The 19,062-nt window shown below is 67.9% G+C and carries 21 protein-coding genes; 17 read left to right on the top strand and 4 right to left on the bottom strand.

Going from position 1 to position 19,062, the window contains the following annotated elements; all coding sequences use genetic code 11:
- The coding region (locus VFY73_RS12735; RefSeq protein WP_329719235.1) for a DMT family transporter at positions 1-579 on the top strand (579 nt) is incomplete at its 5' end.
- A 60-nt stretch (positions 580-639) separates the two neighbouring features.
- Positions 640-1,128: a glutathione peroxidase gene (locus VFY73_RS12730; RefSeq protein WP_329719233.1), complete on the top strand. Its 489-nt coding sequence runs from the start codon at positions 640-642 to the stop codon at positions 1,126-1,128.
- 10 nt (positions 1,129-1,138) lie between these two features.
- Here VFY73_RS12730 and VFY73_RS12725 read toward each other — a convergent pair whose 3' ends face one another.
- Entirely contained in the window at positions 1,139-1,804 is a 666-nt protein-coding gene (locus tag VFY73_RS12725; protein ID WP_329719231.1) for a Crp/Fnr family transcriptional regulator, read from the bottom strand.
- Between the two features lie 114 nt (positions 1,805-1,918).
- Between VFY73_RS12725 and VFY73_RS12720 the strand changes: the two genes are divergently transcribed.
- Both VFY73_RS12720 and VFY73_RS12715 read left to right on the top strand, forming a co-directional pair.
- Positions 1,919-3,118: a DUF2332 domain-containing protein gene (locus VFY73_RS12720; RefSeq protein ID WP_329719228.1), complete on the top strand. Its 1,200-nt coding sequence runs from the start codon at positions 1,919-1,921 to the stop codon at positions 3,116-3,118.
- Positions 3,119-3,152: 34 nt separating this feature from the next.
- Complete coding sequence (locus tag VFY73_RS12715; RefSeq protein ID WP_329719226.1) at positions 3,153-4,349, top strand: amino acid aminotransferase; 1,197 nt, start codon at positions 3,153-3,155, stop codon at positions 4,347-4,349.
- Positions 4,350-4,454: 105 nt separating this feature from the next.
- On the opposite strand, the gene VFY73_RS12710 is transcribed toward VFY73_RS12715, so the two are convergent.
- Positions 4,455-5,420 carry a LysR family transcriptional regulator gene (locus VFY73_RS12710; protein ID WP_329719224.1) on the bottom strand — a complete coding sequence of 322 codons (966 nt, stop codon included), beginning with the start codon at positions 5,418-5,420 and terminating at the stop codon, positions 4,455-4,457.
- Between the two features lie 124 nt (positions 5,421-5,544).
- Here VFY73_RS12710 and VFY73_RS12705 point away from each other — a divergent pair, with 124 nt between their 5' ends.
- From VFY73_RS12705 to VFY73_RS12670, 8 genes are all read left to right on the top strand, one after another.
- Positions 5,545-5,829, top strand: a complete 285-nt coding sequence (locus VFY73_RS12705; RefSeq protein WP_329719222.1) for a hypothetical protein — start codon at positions 5,545-5,547, stop codon at positions 5,827-5,829.
- A gap of 42 nt (positions 5,830-5,871) precedes the next feature.
- Complete coding sequence (locus VFY73_RS12700; protein WP_329719220.1) at positions 5,872-6,129, top strand: hypothetical protein; 258 nt, start codon at positions 5,872-5,874, stop codon at positions 6,127-6,129.
- A 95-nt stretch (positions 6,130-6,224) separates the two neighbouring features.
- Positions 6,225-7,187, top strand: a complete 963-nt coding sequence (locus VFY73_RS12695) for an ABC transporter permease (protein ID WP_329719218.1) — start codon at positions 6,225-6,227, stop codon at positions 7,185-7,187.
- Positions 7,184-8,026 (top strand): ABC transporter permease, encoded by an 843-nt coding sequence (locus VFY73_RS12690; protein WP_329719216.1) that lies wholly within the window; start codon positions 7,184-7,186, stop codon positions 8,024-8,026. The genes VFY73_RS12695 and VFY73_RS12690 overlap by 4 nt, the downstream gene beginning before the upstream one ends.
- 19 nt (positions 8,027-8,045) lie before the next feature.
- Positions 8,046-8,951, top strand: coding sequence for a sulfotransferase (locus VFY73_RS12685; RefSeq protein ID WP_329719214.1), 906 nt, complete (start codon positions 8,046-8,048; stop codon positions 8,949-8,951).
- 31 nt (positions 8,952-8,982) lie between these two features.
- The gene (locus VFY73_RS12680; protein WP_329719212.1) at positions 8,983-9,972 is read left to right on the top strand and encodes an ABC transporter ATP-binding protein; all 990 of its coding nucleotides are present in this window, start codon (positions 8,983-8,985) and stop codon (positions 9,970-9,972) included.
- On the top strand, positions 9,969-10,766 hold the full coding sequence (locus VFY73_RS12675; RefSeq protein WP_329719210.1) for an ATP-binding cassette domain-containing protein: 798 nt from the start codon (positions 9,969-9,971) through the stop codon (positions 10,764-10,766). The genes VFY73_RS12680 and VFY73_RS12675 overlap by 4 nt, the downstream gene beginning before the upstream one ends.
- 50 nt (positions 10,767-10,816) lie before the next feature.
- Complete coding sequence (locus tag VFY73_RS12670; protein ID WP_329719209.1) at positions 10,817-12,310, top strand: ABC transporter substrate-binding protein; 1,494 nt, start codon at positions 10,817-10,819, stop codon at positions 12,308-12,310.
- 121 nt (positions 12,311-12,431) lie between these two features.
- Here the strand turns inward: VFY73_RS12670 and VFY73_RS12665 are convergent, their stop codons facing one another.
- Positions 12,432-12,848, bottom strand: a complete 417-nt coding sequence (locus VFY73_RS12665; RefSeq protein WP_329719208.1) for a hypothetical protein — start codon at positions 12,846-12,848, stop codon at positions 12,432-12,434.
- 328 nt (positions 12,849-13,176) lie between these two features.
- On the opposite strand from VFY73_RS12665, the gene VFY73_RS12660 reads away from it, so the two are divergent.
- Both VFY73_RS12660 and VFY73_RS12655 read left to right on the top strand, forming a co-directional pair.
- Positions 13,177-14,568 carry an amidase gene (locus VFY73_RS12660; RefSeq protein ID WP_329719206.1) on the top strand — a complete coding sequence of 464 codons (1,392 nt, stop codon included), beginning with the start codon at positions 13,177-13,179 and terminating at the stop codon, positions 14,566-14,568.
- 36 nt (positions 14,569-14,604) lie between these two features.
- Complete coding sequence (locus tag VFY73_RS12655) at positions 14,605-15,966, top strand: tetratricopeptide repeat protein (protein ID WP_329719204.1); 1,362 nt, start codon at positions 14,605-14,607, stop codon at positions 15,964-15,966.
- Between the two features lie 9 nt (positions 15,967-15,975).
- Here VFY73_RS12655 and VFY73_RS12650 read toward each other — a convergent pair whose 3' ends face one another.
- A complete protein-coding gene (locus VFY73_RS12650; protein WP_329719202.1) occupies positions 15,976-16,917 on the bottom strand; it encodes an ROK family protein in 942 nt (313 codons plus the stop codon).
- 321 nt (positions 16,918-17,238) lie between these two features.
- Here VFY73_RS12650 and VFY73_RS12645 point away from each other — a divergent pair, with 321 nt between their 5' ends.
- The 3 genes from VFY73_RS12645 to VFY73_RS12635 all read left to right on the top strand — a co-directional run bounded on the left by VFY73_RS12645 (position 17,239) and on the right by VFY73_RS12635 (position 19,061).
- Positions 17,239-17,826 carry a helix-turn-helix transcriptional regulator gene (locus tag VFY73_RS12645; RefSeq protein ID WP_329719200.1) on the top strand — a complete coding sequence of 196 codons (588 nt, stop codon included), beginning with the start codon at positions 17,239-17,241 and terminating at the stop codon, positions 17,824-17,826.
- 137 nt (positions 17,827-17,963) lie between these two features.
- Positions 17,964-18,692, top strand: a complete 729-nt coding sequence (locus tag VFY73_RS12640) for a hypothetical protein (RefSeq protein ID WP_329719198.1) — start codon at positions 17,964-17,966, stop codon at positions 18,690-18,692.
- A 66-nt stretch (positions 18,693-18,758) separates the two neighbouring features.
- On the top strand, positions 18,759-19,061 hold the full coding sequence (locus tag VFY73_RS12635) for a hypothetical protein (RefSeq protein ID WP_329719196.1): 303 nt from the start codon (positions 18,759-18,761) through the stop codon (positions 19,059-19,061).
- Position 19,062 lies beyond the last annotated feature (1 nt).

Raw genomic sequence — 19,062 nt, 5'->3', positions numbered from 1 at the left:
CTGTTCTACCTGATGCCGCTGTGGGCGGTATTGCTGGCCCGGGTGGTGCTGAACGAGGCACTGACCCGCGCCGCGATGCTGCGCGTGGCCATGGCACTGGCCGGGGCCGCCATCGTGCTGTGGCCCGAGCCTGGCCACCCGGTGGGGCCACTGCAGCTGACCGATGCGCTGGGGCTGATCGGCGGCTTCAGCTTCGCGTTGAACAACGTGATGCTGCGGCGGGAATCGCAGCGCAGCGAATCGTCCCGCGCGCTGGCGATGTTCTTCGGTGGCACCGTCGTCTCGGCCGCGCTGGCGCTGGCGATCGGTGCACCGCAAGTCCCCTCGCCGACCTTCCTGGCGCCCGGCTGGCTGGTGTTCGCGGTGTTGCTGGGCGGGTTGTTCCTGCTCAGCAACATGGCACTGCAGTACGGCGCTGCGCGGCTGCCGGCCAACGCCACCGCGGTGATCATGCTGACCGAGGTGGTGTTCGCCTCCGGCTCAGCCCTGTTGCTGGGGGCCGGCATGCTGACGCCGGCACTGGCCCTGGGTGGCGCGTTGATCATCGGCGCCGCGGTGCTGGCCGCCTTGCGCCCCTGACGTGGGGCGTGGCTTTGCGCCCGCGCTAGCATCACGTCCGCCTTCACGCGGAGAGATGCCATGAGCAGTGTTTACGACTTCAGCGCCCAGACCATCGACGGCAAGCCGGTGGCCCTGAGCAAATTCAAGGGCCAGGTGCTGCTGATCGTCAATACCGCCAGTGCCTGCGGCTTCACGCCGCAGTTCAAGGGCCTGCAGGCCCTGTGGGAGCGCTACGGCGAGAAGGGACTGACGGTGGTCGGCTTCCCGAGCAACGAGTTCGGCGCACAAGACCCCGGCGATAACGACGAGATCGCATCGTTCTGCGAGATGAACTACGGCGTCAACTTCCCGATGATGGCCAAGGTCGAGGTCAACGGCGGCGGCGCCCACCCGCTGTGGCAATGGCTGAAGAGCGAGAAGCCCGGCATGCTGGGCATCGAGATGATCAAGTGGAACTTCACCAAGTTCCTGGTCGGCCGTGACGGCCAGGTCATCAAGCGCTACGCACCGCAGGACGAGCCCGAGAAGATCGCCAAGGACATCGAGGCCGCATTGGCCGCGACCTGACGCTGCGCGATCAAGGCGGCGGCAACCACAGCCCGCCGTAGCCGGTGCGCAGACGGCCCTGGCGTGCCAGCGCCGTGACCAGTTCGTTGACGGTCTGACGCGACAACCCGGCCAGCGCAGCCAGTTCCGCCTGCGTACTGCGCAGCCAGCGCCAGCCCCGTGCATCCGTGCGAACCACCCGGCCATCACGCTGCAGCTGCGCCAGGGCCAGCGTCAGGCGCTCGATCGCGCTGGAATGCCGCGCCGCTTCCAACAAACGCAGGGTGCCGTCGTGGCGCCGCGCCAGTTCGCTCAGCAACGCACGCGCAATGCCGGGCACCTCGTCGAGCATCGTCGCGTAGGCAGCGGGGCCGAAGACAGCCAGCCTGGTCGGCCTGCGAGCCACCGCCTCGTAGCTGGACGGCAATCCGCTCGCGAACGACGCGAGCCCGAACAGGCGCGGCGCCGGCACGTGTTCGACCACCGACACCTCGCCATCGATGGTCACGAAACGGACCTCGATCTCGCCGGCCAGCACGCCATACAGCGCGGTCGTCGGCTGCCCCGGCGAGAACACCACCGTGCCGCGCGGGCAGTGACGCATCGTCGCCAATCGCCCGAGCGCGGTGCGCGCGGCGGGTGGGATGTCGACACCGGGAAAGTTGGCGGCCAGCAGGGCCAGCAGGTCATCACGCATGCGACGGGTGGTGGGTTCGCGACTGGCGGCGTCGGCAGCCGTCAACCGGGAGGGTGTCCGTCATTGTCGGCTGCCCGACATTTCCCGCCTATTCGCCTCGCTATGCTGAAAGCCATGAATGCACCCGAACCGATGCCCACCACGGCGTTCGACGAGTTCGCCGGCCGATCGCTGGCCGATCACCCCTTGGCGGGCGTCTTCGAAGGCAGTGTCGAACGGCGTGACTTTGCCGAAGAGCCGCTGTATGAAGTGCTGTGCCGGCTGATCGCCCGCTCGTCGCGGTTGTTGGCGTTGATGGACGCCGCGCCACCGACACAGCGCCGCGCCAACCTGATCCTGGCCGCGTTGCATGCCCACGTGCTGGAAACCGCCGACCACGGTGGACCGGCTTCGGCGCTGACGGCCTACTACCCCAGCGCCGGCGGCACGCGCGCGCCGGACCGGGCCCTGCTCGACGCGCTCGAGACGTTTGCCCAGGTCCACGACACCACGCTGCGCGCGATGATGGCCAGTCGCCGCACCCAGACCAATGAGATCGGCCGCTGCACCGTGCTTTGGCCCGCGCTGGCCGAGATCGCACGCCAGTCCGGCCGGCGGCGCCTGGCACTGTTCGACTTCGGCTGCAGCGCCGGCCTGAACCTGGGTGTGGACCGGTACCGCATGGCCTACCTGCAGGCCAACGATCAGCGACAGGTCGGGCCACGTCACCCGGCGGCGCCGGAGCTGCCCTGTCGCGTGCTCAACCGGCCGTTGCCGCCGGCGTTGCTGGCCGAGCCGACGTGGCAACTGGCCGCCCGCGCCGGCGTCGACCAGGCCACGCTCGACGTGCACGACGAGGTCGCGATGCGCTGGTTGCGCGCCTGCCTGTGGCCGAGTGATCGGCAGCGCAGCGAACGGCTCCAGGCCGCTGCGGCATTGGCGCGTGCTGCACACGATCCCGTGCAACAGGCCGATGACGGCATGACCGTGCTCGACGATTGGCTGAACAACTTGCCCGCCGATACCACGCCGGTGCTCTTCAACAGCTGGGTGCTGGCCTACTTTGACAGCGCCGACCTGCAGCGTCACCGTCAGCGCGTGCTGGAGCGTGTCCAGTCGCGGGCGGTGTGGTGGTTGAGCGCCGAAGACGCCGACCGCTGTCGCGCCGTCACAGGCCTCGCGCCGGACTTGTCGCCTCTGCCCGGCGAAGCGCGCGCCGAGGCCGCGAGCCACACCTTCTGGACCGTCACCTCGCCCGGCTCGCAGGAGCCGCGGCACCAGTTGCTGGCCCGCTCGCACCCCCACGGCAGCTGGCTCGAGTGGCTGGCCGGATAATCCGCCTTCCGTTCCAACCGAGCCGAGCCCGCCCATGTTCGCCCACATCGCGCCCTACGCCGGCGACCCCATCCTGTCGCTGAACGAAGATTTCCAGAAAGACCCGCGCGCGGGCAAGATCAACCTGTCGATCGGGATCTACTTCGACGACGCCGGCAAGATCCCGGTGATGGAGTCGGTGCGCAAGGCCGAAGCCGTGCTGGCCGCGCATGTCGGCCCGAAGCCTTACCTGCCGATGGAAGGCGCGGCGAACTTCCGCGCCGTCGTGCCGCAACTGCTGTGGGGCGAAGGCCACCCGGCCATCGCCGAAGGCCGCATTGCGACGATGCAGTCGGTGGGCTCCAGCGGGGGCCTGAAGGTCGGCGCCGACTTCATCAAGACCTGGTTCCCCGACAGCGCGATCTGGCTCAGCGACCCGACCTGGGACAACCACAAGGCGGTGTTCGAAGGTGCCGGCCTGACGGTCAACACCTACCCGTACTACGACAGCACCACCGGCGGCCTGCGCTTCGATGCGATGCGCGACACGCTGGCCACGCTGCCGCCCAAGAGCGTGGTGCTGCTGCACGCCTGCTGCCACAACCCGACCGGGGTCGACCTGACGAAGGCGCAGTGGGACGCACTGATCCCGCTGCTGAAGGAGCGTGAGCTGATCGCCTTCCTCGACCTGGCCTACCAGGGCTTCGGCGACAGCATCGAAGAAGACGCATACGCCGTGCGTGCACTGACCGATGCCGGCTTGTCGTTCTTCATCGCCAACTCGTTCTCGAAGAGCATGAGCGTCTATGGTGAACGCTGCGGCGCGCTGAGCGTCGTCTGCCCGAATGCGGCGGAAGCGGCGCTCGTGCTGGGCCAGCTGAAGTTCACCGTGCGCCGCAACTACTCGAACCCGCCGCTGCACGGCGGCCAGCTGGTCGCGACGATCCTCGGCACGCCGGAGCTGAAGGCGCTGTGGTTCAGCGAGGTCGACGCGATGCGCACCCGCATCCAGGCGATGCGCCAGCGCCTGCACGGCATCGTCAGCGCCAAGGTGCCCGGCCGCGACTTCAGCTACTTCCTGACCCAGCGCGGCATGTTCAGCTACACCGGCCTGTCGGTCGCCCAGGCCGACCGGCTGCGCGAGGAATTCGGCGTCTACGTGCTGCGCTCCGGCCGCATGTGCGTGGCAGGGCTGAACAACGGCAATGTTGAGCGCACGGCAGAGGCAATGGCGGCGGTGTTGGCAGGCTGACCGCCATCCATTGGAAAGAGGACGGGCCACACGGCCCGTTTTTTTTGGTCTCGACAGCCGCAGCGCTCAGTGACGAAACCCGCGTCCGCTGGGGGCGACGTGGCCTCAACGATTCGTCTGCGCGGCGTCTTCAATCGCCGGCGCAAGCGCCTCATCGTGCCGGATCAGGCGTCTCAACCACCGGTGCGCCGGTTCCGCATCGCGCCGCAGGTGCCACAGCATCTCGATGTTCACCCGGCCCAGTTCGAACGGCAGGTCGCAGGTCACGAGTTGCTCTTGAAAGCCGGTGGCGGCGACGAAGCTTTCAGGAAGCACGGTCAGTAGATCGGACTGGGTGACGACCAAGCCGGCGGTGAAGAACTGATTGACCGTGAGCATGATGCGGCGCTGGCGGCCAAGCCCCGCCAGTGCTTGGTCGACGAAGCCGTGCGGCCGGCCGGAGAAGCTGACCAGCAGGTGCGGCGCTGCGCAGTAAGCGTCGAGGTCCAAAGCGCCCGGCGCAGCCATCGGGTGGCCGCGCCGCATCACGCACACATAGCGGGTCTGCGACAGGCGCTGGTGGCGCAGGCTGGCATCGGCGCCCTGGGCATCGATGTGGGCGATGGCTTCGGGGAAGTAGCCAACCGCCAGGTCGCATTCGGCTTGCTCCAGCAGCGCGCGGGGATCTCGCGTCGTCAACGGCAAAACGCGCAAGTTGGCAAGTGCCCCCTGCTGCTCAATCGCAGTCACCAAAGGCGGGAGCAGCCAGGCAGCGGTCGCGTCGGCCATGGCCAGCCGCAGATTCACCGCGTCGTGCTGCGGGTCGAACTCGGCCGGCGCCAGGGTCTGTTGAAGGCTCGCCAGTGCGCCGCGCACCTGCGGCCACAGCGCGCGAGCACGGGCGGTCGGCTTCATGCCGTGGGCCGTGCGCTCGAACAGCGCTTCGCCCACGGCGTCGTGCAGGCGCTTGATCGCATGGCTGACGGCCGGCTGCGTCATCGCCAGCACCTGGGCGGCGCGCGTCAGACTGCCTTCGGCCATCACCGCATCGAACACGCGCAGCAGGTTCAGGTCGAGTGTGCGGAAGTTCATGGCGCAACGTGATATGCGATCTATATATACCTAACTTGAACAATATTCAGTAGACAGTAGTACGTACAAACCCTAGGATTGCACCCATCTGACCAACCCGGCGCCGTCTGTAGCGGCGAGATCCATGAGTTCGCTGACCCACCCCCACCCGATGCATGCAGTCAAGGCCCACAGCCGCGCCGCTTCGCTGAAGCAGGTGTTGGGTCGGCACCTGGCCGATGGCTGGGCCCGCCTCTGGGCGGCGATGGAGACCACCGGCCGCCTGCGCGCAGCACCGGCGTTGCTGCAGCAAGCCGATCGACTGCAATCGACCAACCCGGCACTTGCCGCGGCGCTGCGTGACATCGCCCGCCCCAACGCCGCCACCCCATCCCACACGGCCGCCGGTACCCCGTCGGCTGTTCGCTGAGGGCCGCCACCGCGGCACCAGCCCTACTTTCAGGAGTTCACCATGACTGCCATCACCTCGAAGACCTTCACCTACGGCTCGACGCTCAACGTTCCGCGCGGCGCCCGCGCCGCGGCCGACCTGTTCGTCGCCGCAGGTCGCCTGTTGACCGGCCTGTTCACCCACCAGCCCAAGCGCAGCCAGGACATGTCGGCCGATGAAGTGCGCCACTTGGCGATCTCGGTGCAGAACACCGACCCTGGCTTCGCGGCCGACCTGTTCGCGGCGCTGGCGCGTCACGAAAGCCAGCAAGACCGCTAAAGCCGCTGACTTTGGCTGGTCGGCCGGGCGGCCCGGGGCGCTTTCTCCTGCATCATTGACAGGACGCCGCCACCACCCGCCCCGCGACCGCCTGCATGGGTCCGTTCCTTCTCAAGCGACTGCTGACCCTGCTCGCCACGCTGGCTGCGGCCTCGGTGCTGATTTTTTCAGTGCTGGAGTTGCTGCCCGGCAACGTGGCCCAAGTGATTCTTGGCGATTCCGCCACGCCCGAATCCGTGGCGGCCCTCGAAGCCAAGCTCGGGTTGCACCGACCGGCGCTTGAGCGCTACGCCGATTGGATCGGCGGATGGCTGCACGGCGACAGTGCCGTCTCGACCTCTTACGACGCACCCACCGCCACGCTGATCGCCGAACGGCTGCAGGTCACGTTGCCGCTGGCCGTGCTGGCGATGACGCTGACCGTCGTTCTCGCCCTGGCGTTGGGCATCTACGCCGCGTCGCAACACCGCCGCCCCGGCGACGTGGCCGTGATGGCGTTGTCGCAACTTGGCCTCGCCGTTCCGAGCTTCTGGCTTGCAATCGTGCTGATCCTGCTGTTCGCCGTGAAGCTGCAGTGGTTCGGCGCCGGCGGCTTCCCTGGCTGGACTGAAGCCGAAGGTGGCGGCCTGTGGGTCGGCCTGCAGGCCTTGCTGCTGCCCGCCGTCGCCCTGGCTGTCGTGCAGGCCGCGGTGCTCGCCCGATGGGTCCGCTCGTCGGTGCTCGACGTGATGCGTGACGACTACGTGCGCACCGCCCGCGCCAAAGGCCTGAGCCGGCGCGCCACCTTGTGGCGCCATGTGCTGCGCAACGCGATGATCCCGGTCCTGACGGTGATGGGCCTGCAGTTCGCTTTCCTGATCAGCGGCACCGTGGTGGTCGAACAAGTGTTCGTGCTGCCGGGTATCGGGCGCTTGGTGTTCCAGGCGGTCGCCAACCGTGACCTGGCCGTCGTGCGCGACGTGGTGATGCTGTTGGTCGCGATGGTCGTGCTGGTCAACTTCGTCGTCGACCTGCTCTATGCGGCCATCGATCCGCGGCTGAAAGTGGCGCAAGCGTGAGCAGCCGCGGCGTCGTCAGACGTGCCCTGTCGCACCACAGCTTCGTGCTCGGTGGCCTGCTGGTGGCACTGCTGCTGGCCACGGCCGCGCTGTCACTGGTCTGGCAGCCTTGGCCGCCGGCCGAGATCGACATCAATGCGCGCCTGCAAGGCCCCAGCGCTGTGCATTGGCTGGGCACCGACAGCCTGGGCCGCGATGTCGCCACGCAGCTGCTGGTCGGCAGCCAGACCTCGTTGCTGGTCGGCGTATTTGCAGTGGCGATCGGTCTCGGCGCCGGCGTGCTGCTGGGGCTGCTCGCCGCAGCCGCCGGCGGCTGGATCGACGAAGCGGTGATGCGCCTGTCAGACTTCGGTTTTGCCTTCCCGGCGTTGCTGAGCGCCATCCTGCTGGCAGCGATCTACGGGCCCGGCCTGGCCACCGGTGTGGTCGCGATCGGGGTCTTCAACGTGCCGGTGTTTGCGCGCACCACTCGCGCCGCGGCGCTGCAGGTCTGGTCGCGTGACTACGTGCTGGCCGCCCGCGCCGCCGGCTTCGGGCCGTGGGGCATCACGCGCAACCATGTGCTGCCCAATATCGCCAACGTGCTGATCGTGCAGGCCACGGTGCAGTTCTCGACCGCCATCCTCGGCGAAGCGGCGCTCAGTTTCCTGGGCCTGGGCGCGCAGCCGCCGCGGCCCAGCTGGGGCCGCATGCTGGCCGAGGCGCAGACCCAGATGTTCCAGGCGCCGTCGCTGGCCGTTTATCCTGGCGTCGCCATCGCGCTGACCGTGCTGGGCCTGAACCTGTTGGGCGACGGCCTGCGCGACCTGCTCGATCCGCGCCTGGCCCGCTCACGCTGACCCCCTTCGAAGGAGTTCCATGCCCGTCTTCATCGTCGGCTTTGCCCGCTCAGGTACCACGCTGTGCCAACGGCTGGTGTCCGAGCAACTGGGCCTGCCCACCTTGCCCGAGACCCATTTCTTCGAGCGGCTGGACAAGTACCATCCGCGCGACCGCTTCATCTCACCGCAAGGCGCACGCGGGCTGTTGCGCGAGCTGTCGGAACTGCTGCCGATCGACCTGGCGAACTACCGCGACCTGCTGGCGATGGACCCGGTGCGCATCCGCGACCTGTTCCTGCGCCTGGTGGCCGAACAGTTGGGCAGCCGCACCCAGGCGCTGCGTGGCCGCTGGCTCGAAAAGACGCCATTGCACGCGTTGTTCGCGCCGCGCATCGGTCGCATGTTCTCGCGGGCGCAGTTCATCTGCATGGTGCGCAATCCCGAACTGGCTTTCGCCTCGCGGCGTGAGCTGAACGAACCGGGCAAGGGCTGGGGCGAGGCGTGGCGGCCGATCGAGGCGCTGTGTTCGGAGTGGCGCGGGCTGATGGCCTCGATGCGCCAGTTCGACGAGAAGCAGCCCGGCAGGGTGCTGTACGTGCGGCTGGAGGACCTGTCAGCCCGCCCCGGCCGCGAGCTGGGCCGCATCGCGCGTTTCCTGAAGCTCGACACCGACGACGCGCAGGGCGAAGTCGACGAGGACACCCTGCTGCAACCCTTCGAGACCTGGAAGGCCGATGCATTGAAGCCGGCCGATCGCGACATCGCGGCGCGTGCCGGGCGCTCGCACCTGGACGACTACGACCGCTGGCGTGTGCAGACCCTGCTTGCCGCGGAGCTGAAGACCTTCAAGTACAACGACCCCGACATCACGCCGCCAGTGATGGACCCGCTGCATCAAAAGCTGGTCGAGTCGCTGGACTGGTACCTGAACCCGCGCTACTGACGGCGCGGCGGCGCAGAGCACTGCCCAAGCCATGAGCACGCCGCTGCTCGAAGTCGATCAACTTCGCATCACGCTGCCGGGCCCGAGTGGGCCGGTCGAGGTGTTGCACGGCCTGTCGTTCACATTGGCACAGGGCCAGTCGCTGGGACTGATCGGCGAGTCGGGCTGCGGCAAGTCTCTCACCGCGTTGGCAGTGATGGGCCTGCTGCCCGAAGGCGCCACGCGCAGCGGCCGGCTGCTGTTCGAAGGGCAGGTATTGGAGGCTGACGACGAAGCTCAGTGGAGCCGCCTGCGCGGGGCTCGCATCGGCATGGTGTTCCAGGAACCGATGAGCGCGCTGAACCCACTGCACCCGATCGGCCGCCAGATCGGCGAGGGTTTGCGCTGGCACCGCGGCCACAGCGCCGCTGCCGCGCGCACCGAGGCACTGCGCCTGCTCGAACGCGTGCGCCTGCCGCAGGCCGCGCGCCGGCTCGACGCCTATCCGCACGAGCTCTCCGGCGGTCAGCGCCAACGCGTGCTGCTGGCCATCGCGCTGGCCTGCGGGCCGCAGCTGCTGATCGCCGACGAGCCCACCACCGCGCTCGACGCCACGGTGCAGCGCGAGGTGCTGGACCTGATCGACGAGTTGGTGAAGGAAAGCCGGATGGCCCTGCTGCTGATCAGCCACAACCTCGCGCTGATGGCGCAACGCGTCGAGAAGCTGATGGTGATGTACGCCGGGCAGGTCGTCGAGCAGGGCCCGACCGAGCGCCTGTTTGCCACGCCGCGGCACCCGTACACCTGCGGGCTGTTCGCCGCGCGCCCACGCTGGGGCCAATCGCGCGACATGCCGTTGGCCACGATCCCCGGCCGCGTGCCGGCGCCGGGCGAGCGACCAGCAGGCTGCGCATTTGCCGAGCGTTGCGATCGGGCACGCGCCGATTGCCGTGCCGGCCCGCCGGCCGAGCGCACGCTCGGCAGCGTCGGCCATGCACTGCGCTGTCTGCATCCGGTCGGCATCGACCAAGGCGCCGCATGAGCGCGCCATTGCTCGAGGTACGGCACCTTTCGCGTCGATTCCGCCTGCCGCGCGAACGCCTGACGCAGCCGGCGCCGATGCTGCATGCGCTCGACGACGTCAACTTCACCCTGGCCGCCGGCCGCCACCTCGGCGTGGTGGGCGAATCGGGCTCCGGCAAGTCCACGCTGGCGCGCCTGGTGATGGCGCTCGACCGGCCCAGCGCCGGCACCGTGCGCTTCGAAGGACGGGACCTGCATCGCCTGGCCGCGTCCACCCTGCGCCAGGCCCGCGTGGGTTTCCAGATGGTGTTCCAGGACCCCTACAGTTCACTCGACCCGCGCCGCCCGGTGGGCCGATCGATCGCCGAGCCACTGGCCTTGCTGCCCGCGATGCCGCACGCCGAACAGACCGCCCAGGTCGATGCGATGCTGCAGGCCGTCGGGTTGTCGCCGGCCGATGGCACGCGCTTCCCGCATGAGCTGTCCGGCGGTCAACGTCAACGCATCGCGATCGCGCGGGCACTGATCACGCGGCCGCGGCTGATCGTCGCCGACGAGCCGGTCAGTGCGCTCGACGTGTCGGTGCAGGCGCAGGTGCTGAACCTGATGCGCGAGCTGCAGCAGCGATTTGGCGTGAGCTACCTGTTCATCAGCCACGACCTGACGGTGGTGCAGTGGCTGTGCGACGACCTGCTGGTGCTGCACCATGGCCGCGTCGTCGAGCAAGGAGAGACAGCCACCGTGTTGCGTGCACCACAGCACCCGGTCACGCGCGCGCTCGTGCAGGCGGCGCAGGACGGTGCCGGCTTCTGAACGCCCGCGCTTGCGGCACCATCACGATCCCTGTCGGAAGGAACCGAGCGATGACCCGAACCCGCTACCCCCTGTTGGCCCTCGCACTGGCGACGAGCGCCGCATTGCCCGCCGCGGCCATCGCCCAGGCCGGCAAGACCAGCGCCGTGATCGGCATGGTGCTGGAGCCACCGGGGCTGGACCCGACGATGGCGCCGGCCGCAGCGATCGGCGAGATCGTGCACTACAACGTGCTCGAAGGGCTGATGAAGGTCAACGTGGACGGCGGCGTGTCGCCGCTGCTGGCCGAAGGCTGGGCGATGGACCCGGACGGCAAGAGCTACACCTTCCGCCTGCGCCGTGGCGTGAGCTTCCACGACGGCGAAGCCTTCGATGCCAGCGACGTGAAGTTCAGCTTCGAGCGTGCCAAGGCCGAGGGCTCGACCAACAAGGCGAAGAAGGCGCTGTTCGACAACATCACCTCGATCGCGACGCCTGACGCCCACACGGTGATCCTGACGCTGGACCACGCTGACGGCAACTTCCTGTTCCGGCTCGGCGAGAACCCGGCCGTGATCCTGGACCCGAAGAGCGCCGCAACGACCGCATCGCGCCCGATCGGCACCGGCCCCTACCGTTTCGAGGACTGGAAGAAGGGCGTCTCGGTCACGCTGGTCAAGAACCCGGCCTTCCGCCACGCGGCGGCGGTGAAGCTGAACAAGGTGACTTTCCGCATCATCAACGACGCGGCGGCGCAGGTCGCCTCCTTGCTGGCCGGTGATGTCGATGCATTCCCGCGCGGCCTGGCGACGCAGAGCCTGGCGCAGTTCAAGGCCGACCCGCGCTTCACCGTGACCACCGGTTCGACGGCCGGCAAGGGCATCCTCGCGATCAACAACAGGCGCAAGCCTTTCGACGACGTGCGCGTGCGGCGCGCGCTGGCGCACGCGATCGATCGGAAGGCATTCATCACCGGCGTGCTGGACGGCTTCGGCCAGCCCATCGGCAGCCACATGGCGCCGACCGATGCCGGCTATGTCGACCTGACCAGCGTCTCGCCCTACGACCCCGACAAGGCCCGCGCGTTGCTGAAGGAGGCCGGCATCAAGGCGCCGCTGGACGTGACGCTGACGTTGCCACCGGCGCCGTACGCGCGCCGCGGCGGAGAAGTGATCGCCGCGCAGCTGGCCAAGGTCGGTGTGAACGCGAAGATCGAGAACGTCGAATGGGCGCAGTGGCTGTCAGGCGCCTACAAGGGCAACTTCGATCTGACGGTGATCAACCATGTCGAGCCGCTCGACTACCTGATCTATACCGATCCGAAGTACTACTACGGCTACGACAGCAAGACGTTCCGCGACCTGGTGGCGAAGCACGCAGCCAGCACCAACCCGCAGGAGCGCACCAAGCTGTTCGGCGACATGCAGCGCCAGTTGGCACAAGACGCCGTCAACGTCTACATCTTCAACCCGACCCAGGTGGTCGTCGCGAAGAAGGGCCTGAAGGGCTTGTGGAGCCACTCGCCGATCTTCGCCAACGACTTGTCGGCGTTGCGTTGGGAGTAGCCTTCGCCCGCGGCGGCAAGCCGCCTTGGGCCGCCCAATGAACAAGGCCGCCAGGGCGAACCCAGGCGGCCTTCAGGCATTGGCCCGGTGCAGCCCCGCAAGGGCTGCACCGATCGGCAGCTTACGGCGCAACGGCGGGCTTGGTGCCCTTGGTGGCGGCGACACCGTTGGCCACGGCGGTCCACGTGCCATGGTTGATGTAGGCGCCGTCATTCGAGCGATAGACGGTCCAGGTGCCGTCCTTGTTCACCACCCAGGTGAACTCGGCGCCAAACCCCGCGCCAACGCCGTACGAGCCCATCACGAAGCCAACGGCCGATTCGCCCTTGCCCTTGCCTTGCGGGCCACCGACGGCGGCGTTCGTGCCGGCGCAGTCGAGGTTGGACCAGGTGCCCGTCGCACCGGTCGGGTCGACCTTCGTCAGGCCGGTCATTCCATCGCAGTAGCCGTCGAACTGGATGTTCGCAGGAATGGCTGCTTGTGCAGCGCCGACAGCGCCCAGCAGAGCCAGCAAAGAAACAATCTTGCTCTTCAACATAAATGTGCTCCGGAAGTTTGTGTATGGCTTCGAGTGTCCCGCCGCCTCGACGCAAGTACCAACTAACGTTTGGAATCCTTGCAACCGTGTTGAGTGGGTAAGGGATTGTGTGAGGGGGTTTGAAAGCGTTTATATCCCTTGTTCAAGGGGTCCCGGGAAGACCCTTGGTTACTGCGTTCTAGGGGGGCAACCACCACGAATGACTAACCCTTGAAATCAGTGGCTTTTCCATGAAAGGCCGATGTTCGTCGGCATTGCGCCGCAGTCGGCGAAGATGAGGGCCTTTGCATTCGTCGGACGCTTCAAGGCGTCTGCAGACCGGGGTCCCATGGCCAACTTGCATGAACTGAGTGCCGCAGAACTGTCCGCCGCTTATGCCGCGCGCCGACTGTCACCGAAAGAGGTGACGCAGGCCGTGATCGACCACATCGCGCGCTGGGAGCCCCATCTTTGTGCGCTGTGGTGGCACGAACCCGAGCAGGCGCTGGCGCAGGCCGAAGCGGCCGAACGCCGCTGGGCCCAAGGCGCGCCGGCCAGCCCGCTGGACGGGGTCCCGGTCACCCTGAAGGAGAACATCGCGACGCGCGGCGTGCCGGTTCCCCTGGGCTGCGCCGCCACGGCATTGCAGCCCGCGCCGGAGGACGCCCCGCCCGCTGCGCGGCTGCGAGAGGCCGGCGCGGTGTTCGTCGGCAAGACGACGATGCCCGACTGGGGCATGTTGTCGTCGGGCCTGTCGAGCTTCCACAAGCTGTCACGCAACCCTTGGAACGTGGCGAAGAACCCTGGCGGCTCCAGCTCGGGCGCGGGCGCAGCGGCCGCCGCTGGTTATGGCCCGATCCACCTCGGAACGGACATCGGCGGTTCGATCCGTCTGCCGGCGAACTGGTGCGGTGTCGTCGGCTTCAAGCCCAGCCTGGGCCGGGTGCCGATCAAGCCGCCGTATGCCGGCCGCGTGGCCGGCCCGATGACCCGCAGCGTCACCGATGCCGCGTGGGCGATGAGCGTGCTGAGTCGACCCGACTGGCGCGATGCGATGAGTCTGCCGGCGCAGCCGATCGACTGGCTGGCCCTGGAGCGCGACGCACGTGGCCTGCGCATCGGCCTGTGGCTCGATGCCAGCTGGGGCGACGCCCTGCAGCCTGAGGTCCGCGCAGCGGTGGAATCGGCCGCGTCGGCTTTCGAGGCTGCGGGCGCCACCGTGGTGCCCGTCCCGTCGTTCAGCACCCGCGCCATGATCGAGGGACTCGACAGCTTCTGGCGCATGCGCTCATGGATCGACTACCGCAACCTGCCGCCCGAGCGACAGGCCAAGGTGCTGCCCTACATCCGCCAGTGGATCGCCAGCGGCGAACACCTGAGCGGCGAAGCGGTCTTCAGCGGATACAGCCAGATGGGCGCGCTGCGCGACGCGGCGGTCGCGGCGCTGCAAGGCGTCGACGTGCTGCTGTCGCCGGTCAGCCCCGATGTCGCCTTCGCGGCGCACTGGGCCAGCCCGCGCAACGACCCGCAGCGACCGTTCGAACACATCGCCTACACCGTGCCGTTCAACTTCAGCGAACAGCCCGCGATCTCGGTACCGGCGGCAATGTCCGGTGACGGCCTGCCGATCGGCCTGCAGATCGTCGGCCACCGGCACGACGACCTCGGCGTGTTGCGTGTGGCGCGGTTGTGGGAACAACTGCGAGGGCCGCTGCCGGCCGGACCGACGATGCCGCGCTGAAACGGGCGGCGCGGCGCATCCACTACAGTTGGCGCCATGACGCTGCCGACTGCCTTGCCCCGGCTCGTGGACCCACGCGACAACCGCCTGGGCACGGCCTCGCACGAAGCGGCGGATCGCGTCGAGACGGCCCTGTGGCGGATGATGTCGTTCTTCGACACTCCGCTCGCCGACCTGGACGCGGCGCAAACGGCCGACCCCGGCTGGGCCTTGCCGCTGGTGATGCAGGCCGGTTTTCTGCTCAGCCTGACCGAGCCCCAACACCAGGCCGAAGCGCAGCGCCTCCTCGATGCGGCCGAGCGGCTGCAACAGGAGGCGCCGCCACGCGAGCGGGCTCATTTCGAAGCCCAGCGAGCGGTGGCCGAGGGGCGCTGGCAACACGCCTGCCGCATCTGGGACGAGCTGCTGCTTGAGCACCCACGCGACGCGCTGGCACTGCAATGGGCGCAGCTTTGGGACTACCACCGCGGCGATGCCCAGAGCCTGCGCCTGCGCCCCGCACGCGCCCTGCCCGAGTGGAGCGAGGCCGATCCGCTGTTCCCGTGTGTGCTGGGGCTGTACGCATTCGGGTTGGAGGAATGCAACCTCTACCCGCAGGCCGAAGAGATCGGCCGACGCGCGGTGGCGGGCGACGCCCGCGTGCCCTGGGCCGTGCACGCCGTGGCGCATGTGATGGAGATGCAGGGCCGGTTCGAAGACGGTGCCGCCTGGTTGCGCCAGCACCAGCCAGGTTGGGCCGAAGGCAATGGCTTCGCCGGGCACCTGTGGTGGCACATGGGCCTGTTCCGCCTCGAAGCGCTGGACGTTCCCGGCGTGCAGCGGCTGATCGACGCGCACCTCAGCGGCCCAGCCTTGCAGATCACGCTGCAGCGCCTGGATGCGGTGGCATTGCTGTGGCGCATGCACCTGCTCGGCATCGACGTCGGCGCACGCTTCGTCGAGCTGTTGCGCGACTGGGCGCCGCGCGACGAGGACGCCGGCCACCACGCCTTCAACGATTTGCATGTCCTGGTCGCGCTGATCGGCGCCGACGAACTGGTGCGCGCCGAAAGCTGGATCGCTCGCTGCGCCACCCGCGTGATGGCGCCCGAGGACGCGCGCCGAAGCAACCACGCAGTCGCCCGCGAGGTCGGCCTGCCGTTGATGCGTGGTTTGCTGGCCTTTGCGCATGGCGACGCTGACGCCGCCGTCACCGCGCTGCACGCCGCTCGGGGGCAGGCGCAGCGCATCGGCGGCAGCCACGCGCAGCGCGACCTGATCGACCAGACGCTGCTGGCCGCCGCGGCGCGTGCCAGTCATCGCCATGTGGGACGCGCCTTGTTGAACGAGCGCCGCCTCGCGAAGCCGATGACGCCGTTGACGCGCCACTGGGCCGACCAACTCGGGCTCGCCGGCTAACGCGCCAAGTCAGCGCAGCGCCGCACGACCCAGCCACGCGGCGCCACGCACGCCGGACGAGTCGCCATGCAATGCCGGCTTCAACTGCGTGTGCAGCGGCTGGCCCGCAGCGCCGGCGGCAAAGACATGCCGCGCCCACAACCGCGGCACGGTGTCGTAGAGGTGATCCAGGCGCGACAACCCGCCGCCGAGCACGATGACGTCCGGGTCGAGCAGGTTGATCACATGCGACAGCGCGCGGGCCAGGCGCTCGGCATGGCGCGCCAACGTGGCCTGGGCTGCTGCATCGCCGGCCGCGGCGAGCACGGCGATCTCGCTTGCGTTCGGGCCACCCGGTGCAGGGTGATGATCGCGCGCGAGGCCCGGGCCGCTGAGCAGCATCTCGATGCAGGTCGACTGGCCGCAGTAGCACGGCCAACGGGGGTCGGCTGCCGTGGCCCAGGGCATGGGGTTGTGGCCCCACTCGCCGGCCAGGCCATTGGGGCCGCCAAGCACACGGCCATGGACGGCGATGCCGCCGCCGACGCCGGTGCCCAGGATCACCGCGAAGACCACCGCCGCACCGGCGCCCGCGCCGTCGGTGGCTTCGGACAAGGCCAGGCAATTCGCGTCGTTGGCCAGCGCCACCGGTTGGCCGAGCGCGGCTTCCAGGTCACGCTGCAACGGTCGGCCATTCAGACAGGTCGAGTTGGCGTTCTTGATCAGACCCTCGGCTGTCAGGCTGCCGGGCGTGCCGGCGCCGATGCTGGCCGAGCGAAGGCCCAGCTCGTGTCGCGCCTGGCCCACCAAGGCCGCCACCGCCGCGACGGTGGCTTCGTAGTCGCCGGCCGGCGTGGGCACCCGGCGGCGCCAGCGCTCGGCGCCGTCCGGCCCCAACACGATGGCCTCGATCTTGGTGCCGCCGAGGTCGACGCCGATGGCACAACCAGACTCCAGGGACACGCTCGACATCGTCATTTGCCAGCACCAAAGAAAACGGCTCCCGGTGGAAGCCACGGGGAGCCGTTCGTGTGTTTGGTGGCCTGGGGCGGAATCGAACCACCGACACGCGGATTTTCAATCTTGCCCATGGTGCCGTTGAATCAAAGGTTTAGGTGAGGTGCGAGCTTCCAAGACGATCGGGTTTCGCGAAAAGCAGCTTACGGGAAGAAGCCCCCCATTTGACGACGGTTTGTAGAAGCCGAATTGCAGCCCGCTGAGTCGAGCAGTCGACACAGCTCGATGCCAGCTCACCCCGCGGTGTATCCTCGGCGCCCGAGTGAGACACCACACGTGACCAAGGCCCCAACCGATCAAGAAAGCGACCCGCTGGCACAGCAAATTGGCAGCGAGCTCGCAAGCGCTCGACGCGAAAAAGGCCTGTCGGTGTCGGAGCTTCATCGGACCACGGGGATCTCGCGCACGGTGCTTCAGGGATATGAAGCCGGCAGGTACAAACCTGGCGCGCGTGAGCTTCGGCTTCTTTCAGAGGCCCTTGACTGCTCCCCGAACCGCTTGCTGTTCGGACATGACGAGTTCCGGAAGCGAACCAGCGTTGACGAACTCCTGGGCGACCAAAACTCCGCAATCCGAGCGGCCAGGTTCGCGATCGTCTTCCAGCTGCTCACGAACGAGGAGCAGCGCGCTGTGCTCTCGCTCTTGAGCCTTCTGGTCGAGGGACGAGCAGGAGGGCGCGAGCAGTTAGCAAAGCAGCTTTCCGTGGTCGACGCCGTCGTTGCCAACCTTGAGACTCGAGGCCCAGCAGCGGAAGAAGACCTCCTGCGGGTGGCTGGAGGAGATGACACCTTGCGAAAGCTGCTTGACCCCTCTGCGATTGCACCACCCCCGCCGGAGCCGCGAAAGAAGAAGCGCGACGGCTAGCCGAGATGTACAGCCCGGGCCCCGGGCTTTTTGTTGTTCAGAATTGTCGGCATTCAGTGCAGTTGCACTGTTTGCTCAACATGGGCAGAATTGCTGCAAACAGTGCACCCGCACTGTTTGCAATGCAGGAGCTCTCCGTGTTCAGTACCGCCAACCTTCCTCTGACCCCCGAGCAGGCTCGATCCGCACGCAACTACTTCGGCTGGCCTCAGTCGAAGGCGGGCGAAGAGAGCACTCTGCCGCTTCACAAGATCAAGCGCTTCGAAGCCGGCAACTACATCCCCGACACCGAGTTCTTGGACGCGCTACGCGCGTTCTACGAGTCCAGGGGCTTCGCCTTCGATGACACCCCTTCGCCAGGCGCAAGCGCTAAGAGAACTGGACGCGTCTTCCCTGGTGGCGTCGTCGGTGATGTCGCTTCGGAAGACAACGCGACGGGCTATCGCGAGCGCGCAGGCGCCGCCCGGGTCCATCACATGCGCATCGCCACGCAGGACGAGGGCGCGATGGGCCGCACCCTCGATCTGATCGAGGAAAACGAAGAAAAAGTCACCGAGCTGCTGCGCAGTCCGGTGGAGTTCGGCTTCTTCGGGCTCTCTGAAGGAACGAAGTCCAAGCACGCCGAGGCGATCCGCCTACTGGCGGAGAACGGCATGCTCTTCGCCAAGCTGTTTGGTCGTGAGTTGGGCGGGAAGCCGGCCGACGAAACGCTGCGGAAGGGCAAGGAGCCGACCACCACGAGCGACTTGCTTCACTCTCTCCAGGCGGATGCGCACCTCATGGCCGCCGGAGACCTGGCCGCCAAAGAGCGCCGCAAGACCCGCAAACCTGCAGCCAGCCTCGCCGAGGCCCTCGGCCTGAACTGATCCGCGCCAACCGGGAGGGGCTGGCGCACCGCATTCGCCGCTCTTCCCATTTCTTGGGAATCAACCTTGACCACTGCACACCGCAGCGCCGCCGCATGGGCAGCGCCTCTCTTCTCCCACATCCACGCCACTCGGCACGACGACGGCAAGCAGACCCACAAGCTACCGCCGATGCCCTGCGTGCTTTGGCTTCCCGACTACGGCGCCTACGTGCGCTCGGTGAACCTGCTCAATGCCAGCTTCACCGTCAGCCAGAACGCAGAGGGCGCCATGCGTCTTGCGGAAGACCAAGCTCACGCCGTCGGGCAAGACCTCATCACCACGACCGGCGTTCGGGTCCAGCTCCGCGCGTTCACTCGCAACCACTGAG

The organism is Ideonella sp. (assembly GCF_036277275.1).
GTDB lineage: Bacteria > Pseudomonadota > Gammaproteobacteria > Burkholderiales > Burkholderiaceae_C > Ideonella.
This window is presented reverse-complemented; position numbering and strand designations above follow the sequence as displayed.

Excerpts from the sequence above, each read along its gene's own strand:
- VFY73_RS12730 (WP_329719233.1), top strand. The coding sequence starts at position 640 with ATGAGCAGTGTTTACGACTTCAGCGCCCAGACCATCGACGGCAAGCCG.
- VFY73_RS12725 (WP_329719231.1), bottom strand. The coding sequence starts at position 1,804 with ATGCGTGATGACCTGCTGGCCCTGCTGGCCGCCAACTTTCCCGGTGTC.
- VFY73_RS12720 (WP_329719228.1), top strand. The coding sequence starts at position 1,919 with ATGAATGCACCCGAACCGATGCCCACCACGGCGTTCGACGAGTTCGCC.
- VFY73_RS12715 (WP_329719226.1), top strand. The coding sequence starts at position 3,153 with ATGTTCGCCCACATCGCGCCCTACGCCGGCGACCCCATCCTGTCGCTG.
- VFY73_RS12710 (WP_329719224.1), bottom strand. The coding sequence starts at position 5,420 with ATGAACTTCCGCACACTCGACCTGAACCTGCTGCGCGTGTTCGATGCG.
- VFY73_RS12705 (WP_329719222.1), top strand. The coding sequence starts at position 5,545 with ATGAGTTCGCTGACCCACCCCCACCCGATGCATGCAGTCAAGGCCCAC.
- VFY73_RS12700 (WP_329719220.1), top strand. The coding sequence starts at position 5,872 with ATGACTGCCATCACCTCGAAGACCTTCACCTACGGCTCGACGCTCAAC.
- VFY73_RS12695 (WP_329719218.1), top strand. The coding sequence starts at position 6,225 with ATGGGTCCGTTCCTTCTCAAGCGACTGCTGACCCTGCTCGCCACGCTG.
- VFY73_RS12685 (WP_329719214.1), top strand. The coding sequence starts at position 8,046 with ATGCCCGTCTTCATCGTCGGCTTTGCCCGCTCAGGTACCACGCTGTGC.
- VFY73_RS12680 (WP_329719212.1), top strand. The coding sequence starts at position 8,983 with ATGAGCACGCCGCTGCTCGAAGTCGATCAACTTCGCATCACGCTGCCG.
- VFY73_RS12675 (WP_329719210.1), top strand. The coding sequence starts at position 9,969 with ATGAGCGCGCCATTGCTCGAGGTACGGCACCTTTCGCGTCGATTCCGC.
- VFY73_RS12670 (WP_329719209.1), top strand. The coding sequence starts at position 10,817 with ATGACCCGAACCCGCTACCCCCTGTTGGCCCTCGCACTGGCGACGAGC.
- VFY73_RS12665 (WP_329719208.1), bottom strand. The coding sequence starts at position 12,848 with ATGTTGAAGAGCAAGATTGTTTCTTTGCTGGCTCTGCTGGGCGCTGTC.
- VFY73_RS12660 (WP_329719206.1), top strand. The coding sequence starts at position 13,177 with ATGGCCAACTTGCATGAACTGAGTGCCGCAGAACTGTCCGCCGCTTAT.
- VFY73_RS12655 (WP_329719204.1), top strand. The coding sequence starts at position 14,605 with ATGACGCTGCCGACTGCCTTGCCCCGGCTCGTGGACCCACGCGACAAC.
- VFY73_RS12650 (WP_329719202.1), bottom strand. The coding sequence starts at position 16,917 with ATGTCGAGCGTGTCCCTGGAGTCTGGTTGTGCCATCGGCGTCGACCTC.